11 protein-coding genes are annotated in these 13,381 nt (G+C 62.2%); 10 read left to right on the top strand and 1 reads right to left on the bottom strand.

Translation table 11 applies throughout. The annotated features are described in order from the left end of the window. Nucleotides 1–26 precede the first annotated feature (26 nt). A complete protein-coding gene (locus tag HNQ71_RS09775) occupies nucleotides 27–920 on the bottom strand; it encodes a LysR substrate-binding domain-containing protein (protein ID WP_184872400.1) in 894 nt (297 codons plus the stop codon). 143 nt (nucleotides 921–1,063) lie between these two features. Between HNQ71_RS09775 and HNQ71_RS09770 the strand changes: the two genes are divergently transcribed. From HNQ71_RS09770 to HNQ71_RS09725, 10 genes are all read left to right on the top strand, one after another. Further along, nucleotides 1,064–1,450 carry an ectoine synthase gene (locus HNQ71_RS09770; protein WP_184872399.1) on the top strand — a complete coding sequence of 129 codons (387 nt, stop codon included), beginning with the start codon at nucleotides 1,064–1,066 and terminating at the stop codon, nucleotides 1,448–1,450. A 444-nt stretch (nucleotides 1,451–1,894) separates the two neighbouring features. After that, nucleotides 1,895–2,797 (top strand): branched-chain amino acid ABC transporter permease, encoded by a 903-nt coding sequence (locus HNQ71_RS09765; protein ID WP_095084211.1) that lies wholly within the window; start codon nucleotides 1,895–1,897, stop codon nucleotides 2,795–2,797. Between the two features lie 4 nt (nucleotides 2,798–2,801). Further along, nucleotides 2,802–4,397, top strand: a complete 1,596-nt coding sequence (gene livM, locus HNQ71_RS09760) for a high-affinity branched-chain amino acid ABC transporter permease LivM (protein WP_184872398.1) — start codon at nucleotides 2,802–2,804, stop codon at nucleotides 4,395–4,397. Then, nucleotides 4,397–5,983, top strand: coding sequence for an ATP-binding cassette domain-containing protein (locus tag HNQ71_RS09755; RefSeq protein ID WP_246461437.1), 1,587 nt, complete (start codon nucleotides 4,397–4,399; stop codon nucleotides 5,981–5,983). The genes livM and HNQ71_RS09755 overlap by 1 nt, the downstream gene beginning before the upstream one ends. Beyond that, nucleotides 5,983–6,711 (top strand): ABC transporter ATP-binding protein, encoded by a 729-nt coding sequence (locus tag HNQ71_RS09750; protein WP_184872396.1) that lies wholly within the window; start codon nucleotides 5,983–5,985, stop codon nucleotides 6,709–6,711. Before HNQ71_RS09755 ends, HNQ71_RS09750 begins: the two co-directional genes overlap by 1 nt. Before the next feature lie 112 nt (nucleotides 6,712–6,823). Further along, a complete protein-coding gene (locus HNQ71_RS09745; protein ID WP_095084215.1) occupies nucleotides 6,824–7,171 on the top strand; it encodes a DUF6867 family protein in 348 nt (115 codons plus the stop codon). 137 nt (nucleotides 7,172–7,308) lie between these two features. After that, nucleotides 7,309–8,427: a branched-chain amino acid ABC transporter substrate-binding protein gene (locus HNQ71_RS09740; RefSeq protein WP_095084216.1), complete on the top strand. Its 1,119-nt coding sequence runs from the start codon at nucleotides 7,309–7,311 to the stop codon at nucleotides 8,425–8,427. Between the two features lie 298 nt (nucleotides 8,428–8,725). Then, complete coding sequence (gene pyc, locus HNQ71_RS09735) at nucleotides 8,726–12,184, top strand: pyruvate carboxylase (RefSeq protein ID WP_184872395.1); 3,459 nt, start codon at nucleotides 8,726–8,728, stop codon at nucleotides 12,182–12,184. Nucleotides 12,185–12,458: 274 nt separating this feature from the next. Beyond that, nucleotides 12,459–12,719, top strand: coding sequence for a DUF2312 domain-containing protein (locus HNQ71_RS09730; protein ID WP_027027312.1), 261 nt, complete (start codon nucleotides 12,459–12,461; stop codon nucleotides 12,717–12,719). 195 nt (nucleotides 12,720–12,914) lie between these two features. Further along, the gene (locus HNQ71_RS09725; RefSeq protein ID WP_184872394.1) at nucleotides 12,915–13,364 is read left to right on the top strand and encodes a hypothetical protein; all 450 of its coding nucleotides are present in this window, start codon (nucleotides 12,915–12,917) and stop codon (nucleotides 13,362–13,364) included. The last annotated feature ends 17 nt before the right edge of the window (nucleotides 13,365–13,381 follow it).

Genomic DNA, 13,381 nt, shown 5'->3' with positions numbered 1-13,381 from the left:
GTTTGGGCGAACGACATGCAAGGACTTTAGAGCTGACCCGCCTCGGCATCGACCGAAACCTCCCGGCGAAACCAATCGGCGAAGGTAAACGCGGCGGGCGAGGCATCCACCGACATCGTCAGGAAGTAGCCCTTGTCGCGGTTGGTTGCGATCAGTGACAAAACAATCAGATCGCCCCGCCTCAGTTCGTCCCGAAAAACGTCGACGGGACAAAGCGCCACGCCGTGGCCGGCGATGACCGCCGTTGCCAGAATGTTGAAGTCGGCGAAGACGGGCCCGTTGCCGACGTCGACATTGGGCAGTCCGGCCTCGGAGAACCACTCGCGCCAGCCGTGGCGGGTCTCGTCATGCAGCAGGTCGGCGCCCGCTATTCCCGCGGCTGTTCGCAGATGGTCCCTGCCGGCGAAGTAGTAGGGGCTGCACACCGGCCGGTTCAGGCGTGAAAACAGCTTGAGACTGGTGACGCCGGGAGAGGGGTCCGCCCCAAGCGTGATCAGAACGTCGTTCTCACCATCGCCGAGCCTTTCCTCGGCGCGGGCATAAGCCACCCGCATGCCGATATCGGGATGGCTGGCGGTGAAGTCCGGCAGGCGGGGTACGAGCCAGCGGCTGGCAATGGAAGGTATGCAGCCTACGGATACTGTCGCCTCGGCCGCATTGCGCCTGATACGCCGGCATGTGGCGCCGAGTTCGGCAAGTGCCCCGCTCGCCGAGGCCTGCAGGATAACCCCGGCATCCGTCAGCCGTACCTTGCGCGCATCCCGGTGGAAGAGCGGCACGCCCAACCACTCCTCCAGCCGCCTTATCTGGTGACTGATGGCCGGGTGAGTGACGTGCAACTCCTCGCCGGCAGCGGAGAAACTGAGATGACGTGCAGCGGCCTCGAAAGCACGGACGGCGTTCAGCGGGATGTAGTCCATATGTAAAATTTACTAACATATCAGTTGAGAAGCAATCATTTGAAGGCGCGCATATCTTGCGGCATTTCTGCGGTCCGGTTTCTGGACAAGCCCAGATCCGCCCAAGGAATACGTACCTTTTGACGATATGCAGGGAAAACGACATGTTCACCAGACAATTGGCTGATGTAGAAAAATCTGACTTCTTCGTGGATTGGGGCAATGGCACCAGCCACCGCCTGCTGACACAAAAGGACGGCATGGGGTTCACCGTCTGCCATACCGTTGTGCGTGCAGGCAGCGAATCGCGCCTCCACTATCGGCGGCATTTCGAGGCCTGCTACTGCATCGCCGGCGCCGGTGAGGTCGAAGACATGTCCGGTGAAGTGCATCGTATCGAGCCGGGCACGATCTATGTGCTCGATGAACATGACGATCATTATCTGCGTGCCGATACCGCCGGCGACATGATCCTGGTCAGCGTCTTCAATCCTCCCCTTGATGGCACCGAGCGGCATGTCCTGAGCGAGAATGGCGGATCCGCCTACTGAGTCCCGAGGAGCCATCGTTGCCTCGATCGGCGGCCGGTCGCCAATGACCGGATGAACACCAGCTTCATCGACGACCACGATTCGTTCGCGCAGGGTTTGTTGTCAGCTAAGGGGAATCCTGACCTAGGGGAAAGCGAAGGAATGAAAAACGGATCGTGTCAGGAACGCAACGATTCCTCTCATCACCTAGTTTTGACGGTGATTTCTTCGAAATGGGGCGCATGATGCGGTCGAATCGTCAAAGACATTGCGTTATGCCAATGGTAGGGTCCGCGATAGTCCAAGGGGCCGGATGGGAAAAACGGGCAATCGAACGGCGTGCCGGCAAAACACGCATGACGGTTGAAAAATGACGTTGCAATCCGGGCTCGAAACTTTACGACTAGGGGAAATACGAAAAGGAATGCGTCTGCATGGGCGACATTCCAGGGGAGCCACGTACACATGCAGTACTTTGTCCAGCAGCTTATCAACGGGCTGACGCTGGGATCGATCTATGGGCTGATCGCGATCGGCTACACGATGGTCTACGGCATCATTGGCATGATCAACTTCGCCCATGGCGACATCTTCATGGTGGGCGCTTTCACGGCGCTGATCGTCTTCCTCGTCCTCGGTGCACTGTTCTATTCGGTGCCCGTCGTCATCGCGCTTCTGGTCATGATGATCGTGGCGATGCTGCTCACCAGCCTCTACAACTGGACGATCGAGAAGGTGGCCTACCGGCCGCTGCGTGGTTCGTTCCGGCTGGCGCCGCTGATCACCGCGATCGGTATGTCGATCGCGCTGTCGAACTTCGTCCAGGTGACGCAGGGGCCGCGCAACAAACCGATCCCGCCGATGGTCAGCCAGGTCTACAACATCAACGGCATCAGCGTGTCGCTGAAGCAGATCATCATCGTTCTGGTCACGGCGGCGCTGCTGGCGCTGTTCTGGTACCTGGTCAACAGGACATCGCTGGGTCGAGCGCAAAGAGCGTGCGAGCAGGACCGCAAGATGGCCGCACTGCTCGGCATCGACGTCGACCGCACGATCTCGATCACCTTCATCATGGGTGCGGCGCTCGCCGCCGTCGCAGGCACCCTGTTCCTGATGTATTACGGCGTCATTGCCTTCTCGGACGGCTTCACGCCGGGTGTGAAGGCGTTCACGGCGGCGGTGCTGGGCGGCATCGGCTCGCTGCCGGGCGCGGTGCTCGGCGGGCTGATGATCGGCTTCATCGAGAGCATGTGGTCGGCGTATTTCTCGATCGACTACAAGGACGTCGCGGCGTTCTCGATCCTGGCGATCGTGCTGATCTTCCTGCCTTCCGGCATTCTGGGCCGGCCAGAAGTCGAAAAGGTCTGAGATCATGGCGGTCACCGTATCTCCGGAAAGCGACGTCGTCGCCAGCCCTGTCCAACGCGGCCTTAAGGAAGGGTTCTATGCCGGCGCCATTTCGCTTGGCCTGTTCGTGCTGTTCATTGGCCTGAAGACCGGCCAGAACATCTCCAATGAACTGGTCGTCACCACGCGCTGGGGCTTGCTTGTCGCCGTGGTGATCGCCACGGCTGTCGGACGCTTCCTCTATGTCGCCTATGGCCAGCCTTTCATGGCCAACCAGAAGATCGCCGACGTCGCCACCGGCCTGTTGCCGGGCAGCGTAGCGTCGCGCTTCTTCCAGTTGCCGTGGTTCATCGCGGCCGTCACCGCGGCGGTGCTGCTGTTCGTTTTTAACAACTCGCTCGCCGGATGGGTTGGAGCAGAACCGGCCGGCTATCTGCAATTCCTGCGGGCCCTGGCGATCATCTATGTGCTGGCCTGCGTGATCTACTATTTCAGGGCCTTCATCCATGCCAACTTCACCAAGCTCGGCATTGCCGCGCTTGTGCTCTACCCGATCCTCGTGGTCGCGGTGCTGTCGCTGAACGCGTGGTCGATTGTCGGAGGGCTGCAGGGCTCACTGAAATGGGTCGACAATTTCGGCATCCAGATCCTGATCTATGTGATGCTGGCCTGGGGCCTGAACATCGTGGTCGGTCTCGCCGGCCTGCTCGACCTCGGCTACGTCGCCTTTTATGCACTTGGCGCCTATGCGTATGCGCTGCTCGCCACCCAATACGGCCTGTCGTTCTGGATCCTGCTGCCAGCCGCCGGCGCCATGGCCGCCCTCTGGGGCGTGCTGCTCGGCTTCCCGGTGCTGCGCCTGCGTGGCGACTATCTGGCTATCGTGACGCTGGCCTTCGGCGAGATCATCCGCCTGGTGCTGATCAACTGGCGCGAGGTCACCAACGGGTCGGCCGGCATTTCCGGAATTCCCAAGGTCAGCTTCTTCGGCCTGATGTCGTTCAACGTGTCGGATTCGAACTACATAGCCAAGGTGCTGCACATCGCTCAGTCGGGTGCCTACTATAAGATCTTCCTTTATTATCTGATCCTGGGCCTGTGCCTGCTCACTGCCTTCGTCACCATCAGGCTGCGCCGCCTACCGGTCGGCCGTGCCTGGGAAGCGCTGCGCGAGGACGAGATCGCCTGCCGGTCTCTGGGCATCAACACGACGACGACCAAGCTTACGGCCTTTGCCACCGGCGCCATGTTCGGCGGCTTCGCCGGCTCGTTCTTCGCCGCGCGGCAAGGCTTCGTCAGCCCGGAATCCTTCGTCTTCCTGGAATCGGCTATCATCCTGGCCATCGTCGTGCTCGGCGGCATGGGCTCGCTGGTCGGCATAGCGGTTGCCGCAATGGTGATGATCGGCGGCACCGAGGCGCTGCGCGAACTCGACTTCCTCAAGCAGATCTTCGGGCCGGACTTCACCCCCGAACTCTACCGCATGCTTCTGTTCGGCATGGCCATGGTCATCGTCATGCTGTGGAAGCCGCGCGGCTTCGTCGGCAGTCGCGAACCGACCGCCTTCCTCAAGGAGCGAAGGGCTGTCTCCAGTTCCTTCACCAAGGAGGGCCACGGCTGATGAATGCGAGCACACCCATGAACGAGGCCATCCTGCAGGTCGAGCACCTGTCGATGAAGTTCGGCGGCCTGGTCGCCATCGGCGACCTGTCCTTCACCGCCAAGCGTGGCGAGATCACCGCGCTGATCGGACCCAACGGTGCCGGCAAGACCACTGTGTTCAACTGCATCACCGGCTTCTACAAGCCGTCGGAGGGCATGATCACGCTCAACCGCAACGACGGCTCGAGCTATTTGCTCGAACGTCTGCCCAACCACGAGATTCCGGCGCGCGCCAAGGTGGCGCGAACCTTCCAGAACATCCGCCTGTTCTCGGGCATGACGCTGCTGGAGAACCTTTTGGTTGCCCAGCACAACAAGCTGATGAAGGCCTCGGGCTATACGGTACTTGGCCTGTTCGGCTTCAGCGGCTACCGCAAGGCCTCGGCCGAATCCGTCGAGCTTGCCAGGCACTGGCTGGAGAAGGCCGATCTCGTCGACCGTGCCGACGATCCGGCAGGCGACCTGCCGTACGGGGCGCAGCGGCGCCTCGAGATCGCCCGCGCCATGTGCACGGGTCCGGAGCTTCTGTGCCTGGACGAGCCGGCCGCCGGCCTCAATCCGAAGGAATCGGCGTCGCTCAACGAACTGCTGATCGACATCAAGAACACATCAGGCACCTCGATCCTTTTGATCGAGCATGACATGTCTGTGGTCATGCAGATATCCGATCACGTAGTGGTGCTGGAATATGGCCGCAAGATCTCGGACGGCAGTCCGCAATCGGTGCGTACCGATCCGCGCGTCATCGCCGCCTATCTCGGCGTCGACGACGAGGAAGTCGAGGCGGTCCTCACCGAAGTCGGCGACGAAGACGTCATCGAACAGCTCGATACAGGGCCTGATGCCGCGCACGGTCCGGGGACATCGTCCTCGTATCTCGCCGGGCCGGTGACCGACACGGTCGGCCATAGCGAGGGCGAGCGGGTCACCGTTTCGAAAGGCGCCTCCAAGGCGGCGCAGGTCGACGCAAGATCGCTCGCAGCGGCAAACAAGGCTGCTCCGCTAGCTGCCGTACCGGCGGCGAAGCCTGCTCCAAAGGCAAAGCCCGCCCCGAAAGCAGCGTCAAAGGCGGCAACTGGGGCGGCAGTGAAGTCGGCAGCGCCGACAAAGCCGGCAACCAAGGCTCCAGCGGCGAAGGCTCCGGCGGGGGAAATCTCCAACCGGCTGGCGGCGCCGCGCGGCGGCAAGGCCGACAATCTGACCCGCATCAAGGGCATCGGCACGGTCAACGAGAAGAAGCTCAACGAGCACGGCATCTTCCATTTCGACCAGATCGGCGCCTGGAAGAAGGCCGACGTCGAGGCCGCCGAGGCCTATCTTGCCTTCGACGGGCGCATCGCGCGTGAGGAATGGGTCAAGCAGGCCAAGCTGCTCGGCCAGGGCAAGGACACGGAATTCTCGCGCCGCGTCGATGCGGGCAAGGTGGCGACCAGCCATTCTTCCGGGAAGACTGCAAATGCAGCTTCGGGGAAGACCGCAAGTGCGGCTTCCGGGAAGACTACCGCTGCCAAGCCTGGGGCGGGCAAGCGCGGAGGGGGCAAGTGATGGCCGGGACAACGCTGCTCGATATCAAGGGCGTGCAGACCTACTACGGCAACATCCGGGCGCTGAACGGCGTCGATGTCACCGTCAACCAGGGTGAGATCGTGGCGCTGATCGGCGCCAACGGCGCCGGCAAGTCGACGCTGATGATGACCATCTTCGGCGCGCCTCGTGCGCGGGCCGGCACCATCACCTTTGCCGGCACCGACATCACCCAGATGCCGACGCATGAGATCGCGCGCATGCGCATCGCCCAATCGCCCGAAGGCCGGCGCATCTTCCCGCGCATGACGGTGATGGAAAACCTGCAGATGGGCGCCAGCCTCGACAACCTCAAGCACTATGACGAGGACGTCGAGAAGGTGTTCACGCTGTTCCCGCGGCTCAAGGAGCGTATCGCCCAGCGCGGCGGCACGCTGTCGGGCGGCGAGCAGCAGATGCTGTCGATCGGACGTGCGCTGATGGCGCGGCCGAAGCTGTTGTTGCTCGACGAACCATCGCTGGGTCTGGCGCCGCTGATCGTCAAGCAGATCTTCGACGCCATCCGCGAGCTGAACCGCACCCAGGGGCTGACCGTGTTCCTGGTCGAGCAGAACGCCTTCGGCGCGCTCAAGCTCGCCACGCGCGGCTACGTCATGGTCAACGGCAATGTGACGATGAGCGGCACAGGCAAGGAACTGCTCGCCAATCCGGAGGTGCGCGCCGCCTATCTCGAAGGCGGACACCACTGAGTTTGGAGCGGAACGTGTGCATCCGATATTCCGCTCCAAGTTGTTTGTTTGTCGCATGATCTTTGTCCGAAAAGTCTGCAACTTTTCGGGATCATGCTAGGGAGACTTCACTATGCAGGGCATTCTTTACGAGGAGCCGTCGATCTGGCAGTTCTTCTTCGTCACCTGCCTGCTCGGCGGCTGGGCGGCCTGGATGACGGGAAAGGCAAGCGCCCAGACATGGCGCAGCTTCATCCATTTGTTCGTCTATATGCTAGGCCTCGGCATAGGCATCCGCTTCATCCATCACGCGCTGTTCGGCGGCACGATGTTCTCGCTGCACTACTACATCGTCGACACCATCGTGCTGATGATCCTTGGCTTCGTCGGCTATCAATACACACGAACAAACCAGATGGTGACGCAGTATAATTGGCTCTACGAAAGAGCTTCAATCTTGAGCTGGAAGCCGAAAGGCTGAGGTTCATCATTAACGCCGCTTCGGGGATGAATCGGCGTGACAAGTGCCTGAAAATCGGCAAACTATGCTTTCTGCGATAAGGGTGGGCATCGCATGAAAGCTTCATCCACGCCCACTCCGTAAATGGGAGCGTTTAAATGAAAAAATCACTTTTGTCCGCCGTCGCCCTGACCGCGCTCGTCGCGTTCGGCGGCAGCGCGTGGGCTGATGTACTGATCGGCGTTGCCGGTCCGATCACCGGTCCGAACGCAGCCTTCGGCGCACAGCTTCAAAAGGGTGCGGAAGCGGCTGTCGCCGACATCAATGCCAAGGGCGGCATCAATGGCGAGCAGATCAAGCTCGAGGTTGGCGACGACGTCTCCGATCCGAAGCAGGGCATCTCGGTCGCCAACAAGTTCGTCGGCGACGGCGTCAAGTTCGTGGTCGGCCACTTCAACTCGGGCGTCTCGATCCCGGCATCCGAAGTCTATGCGGAAAACAACATCGTCGAGATCACTCCGGCTGCAACCAACCCGCAGTTCACCGAGCGCGGCCTGTGGAACGTGTTCCGCACCTGCGGACGCGATGACCAGCAGGGTAGCATTGCCGGCGCTTATCTCGCCGCGAACTTCAAGGACGCCAAGATCGCCGTCGTGCACGACAAGACCACCTACGGCCAGGGCCTTGCCGACGAAACCAAGAAGGCGATGAACGCCAAGGGCGTGACGGAAGTCATGTATGAAGGCATCAACGTCGGCGACAAGGACTTCTCGGCGCTGATCGCCAAGATGAAGGAAGCCGGCGTCTCCATCATCTATTGGGGCGGCCTGCACACTGAAGCCGGCCTGATCATCCGCCAGGCGGCCGACCAGGGCCTCAAGGCGACGCTGGTTTCCGGTGACGGCATCGTGTCGAACGAGTTGGCTTCGATCGCGGGCGACGCGGTTGCGGGCACGCTCAACACCTTCGGCCCGGATCCGCGCCTGATCCCCGCGAACAAGGAACTCGTCGAGAAGTTCCGTGCGCAGGGCTTCGAGCCGGAAGCTTACACGCTTTACGCATACGCTGCCGTGCAAGCGCTTTCGGAAGCAGCGGCGGCCGCCAAGTCGAACGACCCGCAGGAAGTTGCCAAGGCGCTGCATGCGAATGGCCCGTTCAAGACCGTGCTCGGCGACCTGTCCTATGACGCCAAGGGCGACCCGACGCTGCCCGGCTACGTCATGTACGAATGGAAGAAGGGCGACGACGGCAAGTACACCTACATCCAGAAGATGTAAGCCTGTCGGCCTCGATCTTTACGAAATGCCCGGCGCCTCGCGCCGGGCATTTTCTTTTGAGCCTCGCTCCGTTCCGGACGATCCGGCAAGCCGATACAGCCGGCCTTTAGCCGGAAAATGATCCGGCCTTGAATGGCAGCGCCGCGGCTTTCTTGCGCGTTCGACCGAATGCGACCGACTTTGGCGCAAAGATTCCGGTTCAATCGATTTAATTCAGCGTCAATTTTGTTTGCACTGCAGCATTTTCGCGCTAATCATGACGCCCAGTTTCCTCCCCGACGCTGTCCGGAGTTCGTCCTTGGCCATTACGAAGATTCTCGTCGCCAACCGATCCGAAATCGCCATTCGCGTCTTTCGCGCGGCCAACGAACTTGGCCTCAAAACCGTGGCGATCTGGGCCGAGGAGGACAAGTATTCGCTGCATCGCTTCAAGGCCGACGAGAGCTACCAGGTCGGGCGCGGACCGCACCTGACCCGCGACATGGGACCGATCGAAAGCTACCTGTCGATCGAGGAGGTGATCCGCGTCGCCAGGCTTTCGGGCGCCGACGCCATCCATCCCGGCTACGGGCTTTTGTCGGAAAGCCCCGAATTCGCCGAAGCCTGCGCGGTCGCCGGCATCACCTTCATCGGGCCGAAGCCCGATACCATGCGCCGGCTCGGCAACAAGGTTGCCGCGCGCAATCTGGCGATCGAGGTCGGCGTGCCGGTGATCCCCGCCACAGATCCGTTGCCCGACGACATGGACGCGGTGAAGAAACTGGCCAAGGAGATCGGCTATCCCGTGATGCTGAAGGCATCGTGGGGCGGCGGCGGGCGCGGCATGCGCGCCATCCGCTCCGAGGCCGATCTTGCCCGCGAGGTCATGGAAGGCAAGCGCGAGGCGAAAGCCGCCTTCGGCAAGGACGAGGTCTATCTCGAAAAGCTGATCGAGCGCGCCCGCCATGTCGAGGTGCAGGTGCTGGGTGACACGCATGGCAATGCGGTGCACCTGTTCGAACGCGACTGCTCGATCCAGCGCCGCAACCAGAAGGTTGTCGAGCGGGCGCCGGCGCCATATCTCGAAATGTCGCAGCGCGAGGAGCTTTGCGGCTATGCGCTGAAGATCGCGCGCGAGACCAGCTATGTCGGTGCCGGTACGGTCGAGTTCCTGCAGGATGCCGATACCGCCAAGTTCTATTTCATCGAGGTCAATCCGCGCATCCAGGTCGAGCACACCGTCACCGAGCAGGTGACCGGCATCGACATCGTCAAGGCGCAGATCCACATCCTCGACGGCTTCGCTATCGGCACGCCGGAATCGGGCGTGCCGGCGCAGAAGGACATCCGGCTGAATGGCCATGCCTTGCAGTGCCGCATCACCACCGAAGACCCCGAGCACAATTTCATTCCCGACTACGGCCGCATCACCGCCTATCGTGGTGCCACCGGCTTCGGCATTCGCCTCGACGGCGGCACCGCCTATTCCGGCGCGGTCATCACCCGCTTCTACGATCCGCTGTTGGAGAAGGTGACGGCCTGGGCGCCGACGCCGGCCGAGACCATCGCCCGCATGAACCGGGCGCTGCGCGAGTTCCGCATCCGCGGCGTCGCCACCAACCTGACCTTCCTCGAAGCGATCATCAATCACCCGAGCTTCGCCGACAATTCCTACACGACCAAGTTCATCGACACGACGCCGGAGCTGTTCCAGCAGGTGAAGCGCCAGGACCGCGCCACCAAGCTCATCAACTATCTGGCCGACGTGTCGGTCAACGGTCATCCCGAGGCGCGCGGCCGGCCACAGCCGAAGGCCGACGCGGCCGCACCCATCGTGCCCTACCTCAACGGCAATGTGCCGGGCGGCAGCAAGCAGAAGCTGGACGTGCTCGGACCGGAAAAATTCGCCGCCTGGATGCGCGCGCAAAAGGAGGTGCTGGTCACCGACACGACGATGCGCGACGGCCATCAGTCGCTGCTGGCAACGCGTGTGCGCACGCATGACATCGCCGGCATCGCCGGCACCTATGCGCGCGCCCTGCCGCAGCTTCTGTCGCTCGAATGCTGGGGCGGCGCCACCTTCGACGTCGCCATGCGTTTCCTCACCGAGGATCCATGGGAGCGACTGTCGCTGGTGCGCGAGGCAGCGCCCAATCTGTTGCTGCAGATGCTGCTGCGCGGCGCCAACGGCGTCGGCTACACCAATTATCCCGACAATGTCGTGCAACATTTCGTCAAGCAGGCGGCCAGCGGCGGCATCGACCTGTTCCGCGTATTCGACTGCCTGAACTGGGTCGAGAACATGCGCGTCGCCATGGACGCGGTCGGCGCCGAGGGCAAGCTGATCGAAGCGGCGATGTGTTACACCGGCGACATACTCGACCCGGCGCGAGCCAAATACGATCTCAAATACTATGTCGGCCTGGCCAGCGAATTGCAGGCGGCCGGCGCCCACATCATCGCCGTCAAGGACATGGCCGGCCTCTTGAAGCCTTCCGCCGCACGCGTGCTGTTCAAGGCACTGCGCGAGGCGACCGATTTGCCGATCCATTTCCACACCCACGACACGTCGGGCCTGTCGGCGGCGACGGTGCTGGCTGCGGTGGAGAGCGGCGTCGACGCCATCGACGCGGCGATGGATGCCTTCTCCGGCAACACATCGCAGCCTTGCCTTGGCTCGATCGTCGAGGCGCTGAAGGGCACCGAGCGCGACCCCGGCCTCGACCCGCAATGGATTCGCAAGATCTCGTTCTACTGGGAGGCGGTGCGTAATCAGTACGCCGCCTTCGAAAGCGACCTCAAGGGACCGGCCTCGGAAGTCTACCTGCATGAAATGCCGGGCGGACAGTTCACCAATCTCAAGGAACAGGCGCGCTCGCTCGGGCTCGAGACACGCTGGCACGAGGTGGCGCAGACCTATCACGACGTCAACCTGATGTTCGGCGACATCGTCAAGGTGACGCCGTCGTCCAAGGTCGTCGGCGACATGGCATTGATGATGGTCAGCCAGGACCTGACCGTCGCCGATGTCGAAAATCCGGCCAGGGATATCGCCTTTCCGGATTCGGTCGTCTCGATGCTGCGCGGCGATCTTGGCCAGTCGCCCGGTGGTTGGCCGGCAGCGTTGCAGAAGAAGGCGCTGAAGGGCGACAAGCCAATCACGGTGCGGCCGGGCTCGCTGCTCAAGCCGGCCGATCTCAAGGCCAGCCGCAAGGAGATCGAGGAGAAGCTCGAGCGCAAGCTCTCGGAGTTCGAATTCGCCTCGTGGCTGATGTATCCGAAGGTGTTTTCCGACTTCGCCGGCGCGCAGGAGACCTACGGCCCGGTCAGCGTCCTGCCGACGCCGACCTATTTCTACGGCATGAAGCCCGAAGACGAGATCTTCGTCGACATCGAGAAGGGCAAGACGCTGGTGGTGCGCTGTCTGGCCATCGGCGAGGTCGACGACAAGGGCATGGTCACCGTGTTCTTCGAGCTCAACGGCCAGCCGCGCCGCGTCAAGGTGCCCGACAGGGCGCATGGCGCGTCCGCCGCCAAGGCCCGCCGCAAGGCCGAGCCGGGTAACGAGGCGCATGTCGGCGCGCCGATGCCGGGCGTCGTCTCGGCGCTTTCGGTTGCCGCTGGCCAGGCCGTGAAGGCCGGCGACGTGCTGCTTTCCATCGAGGCGATGAAGATGGAGACGGCGCTGCACGCCGAGCGCGACGGCACGGTCGCCGAGGTGCTGGTCAAGGCCGGCGACCAGATCGATGCCAAGGATCTGTTGATCGCCTTCAATTGAGGTGTGTTGATATTCAGGTGATGCCGGCCTGCAAACGCTGGCTTCCTGCGCTTCCGGTGCTCACGTACCAAAGTACGCTCCGCTCCGGTTCTCGGAAGCCACCCTTTTTCGGCTCGGCCTGACCTGAATCTCAACACACCTCGGGGCGTGCGCAACCCTTCATGCCGCATCGATACTATCTTGACCCGCCGCGCTTGGTCGGGCATCGAACCCGCTCAAATCCGTCACGGTCGGCTTCCGAGTCGTGACGCATAAAAGACGCGGAGAAGAAAACATGGCCGACGATATCACCGAGACCAGCCAGACTGTTGCCGCCGGCCAGCTGCGTGCCTTCATCGAGCGCATAGAGCGGCTCGAGGAAGAGAAGAAGACCATTTCCGACGACATCAAGGAAGTGTTCGCCGAAGCCAAGGGTACCGGCTTCGACACCAAGGCGATGCGCACGATCATCCGGCTGCGCAAGAAGGACCAGGCAGAGCGGCAGGAGGAGGAAACCATCCTCGACCTGTACAAGGCCGCGCTCGGCATGGTGTAAGAGCCTGTTTGGAAATTCTACTCCGGCGGCCATCTGATGGCGTTTTCTGCGCTTCCGTTGCTCACGGACCAAAGTCCGCTGCGCTACGGTTCTCGAAACCACCACCATATGACTCGCCAGAGCGGATTTCGAAACAGTCTCTAGGGAGCCGGCAACAGTCTCAGCCCGGGCGTGATGCTGGAGCGTCATCGAAGCATGAGCGAATTCGACTTCGGCGCCCGCCGCGCCTCTGAATTCCGCCAGCGCGGTTTCTGGACGCTGTTCGAGGAACGGCATCCGGAGGAAAAGGCCCTGCTGGCGAGGCGCGGACCCTGGTTCTGGCAGCGCGGGCTGCCCGGCTTCGCATTGGTCCTTTCCATGTATGTGGCGCCGGCGCAGAACCATGTCGGCGTCTTCTTCGGGCGCAACGAGAAGTTCGGCGCCACGGGAGCGTGGTCGCGGTTGAAGCCGTTCCAGCCGGCGATCGAAGGCAAGTTGAAGCTCAGGCCGGAACAGAGTTGCCAGGGCCTTGGCATCAATTCGATGTGGCGGGTGAATTGCTTTGCCGAGGACAACTGGCCGGCGATGACCGACTGGCTGGTGACGGAGACCTCACGCATCGAGCGCGCGGTCACCGAGGTTCTGGCGGACGGCGAACAAGCCTGAGCGTGAAATTCGCGCCT

Origin of the sequence: Mesorhizobium sangaii, assembly GCF_014207355.1 — a bacterium.
GTDB classification, from domain to species: Bacteria; Pseudomonadota; Alphaproteobacteria; order Rhizobiales; family Rhizobiaceae; genus Mesorhizobium; species Mesorhizobium sangaii.
The sequence above is the reverse complement of the archived record's forward strand: the minus strand, read 5'-3'. Positions and strand labels throughout refer to the sequence as shown.

Bases quoted from the DNA above. Each gene is read 5' to 3' on its own strand.
- HNQ71_RS09745 (WP_095084215.1), top strand. From the start codon at position 6,824: ATGCAGGGCATTCTTTACGAGGAGCCGTCGATCTGGCAGTTCTTCTTC.
- HNQ71_RS09755 (WP_246461437.1), top strand. From the start codon at position 4,397: ATGAATGCGAGCACACCCATGAACGAGGCCATCCTGCAGGTCGAGCAC.
- HNQ71_RS09740 (WP_095084216.1), top strand. From the start codon at position 7,309: ATGAAAAAATCACTTTTGTCCGCCGTCGCCCTGACCGCGCTCGTCGCG.
- HNQ71_RS09775 (WP_184872400.1), bottom strand. From the start codon at position 920: ATGGACTACATCCCGCTGAACGCCGTCCGTGCTTTCGAGGCCGCTGCA.
- HNQ71_RS09750 (WP_184872396.1), top strand. From the start codon at position 5,983: ATGGCCGGGACAACGCTGCTCGATATCAAGGGCGTGCAGACCTACTAC.
- HNQ71_RS09770 (WP_184872399.1), top strand. From the start codon at position 1,064: ATGTTCACCAGACAATTGGCTGATGTAGAAAAATCTGACTTCTTCGTG.
- HNQ71_RS09730 (WP_027027312.1), top strand. From the start codon at position 12,459: ATGGCCGACGATATCACCGAGACCAGCCAGACTGTTGCCGCCGGCCAG.
- HNQ71_RS09765 (WP_095084211.1), top strand. From the start codon at position 1,895: ATGCAGTACTTTGTCCAGCAGCTTATCAACGGGCTGACGCTGGGATCG.
- HNQ71_RS09725 (WP_184872394.1), top strand. From the start codon at position 12,915: ATGAGCGAATTCGACTTCGGCGCCCGCCGCGCCTCTGAATTCCGCCAG.
- livM (WP_184872398.1), top strand. From the start codon at position 2,802: ATGGCGGTCACCGTATCTCCGGAAAGCGACGTCGTCGCCAGCCCTGTC.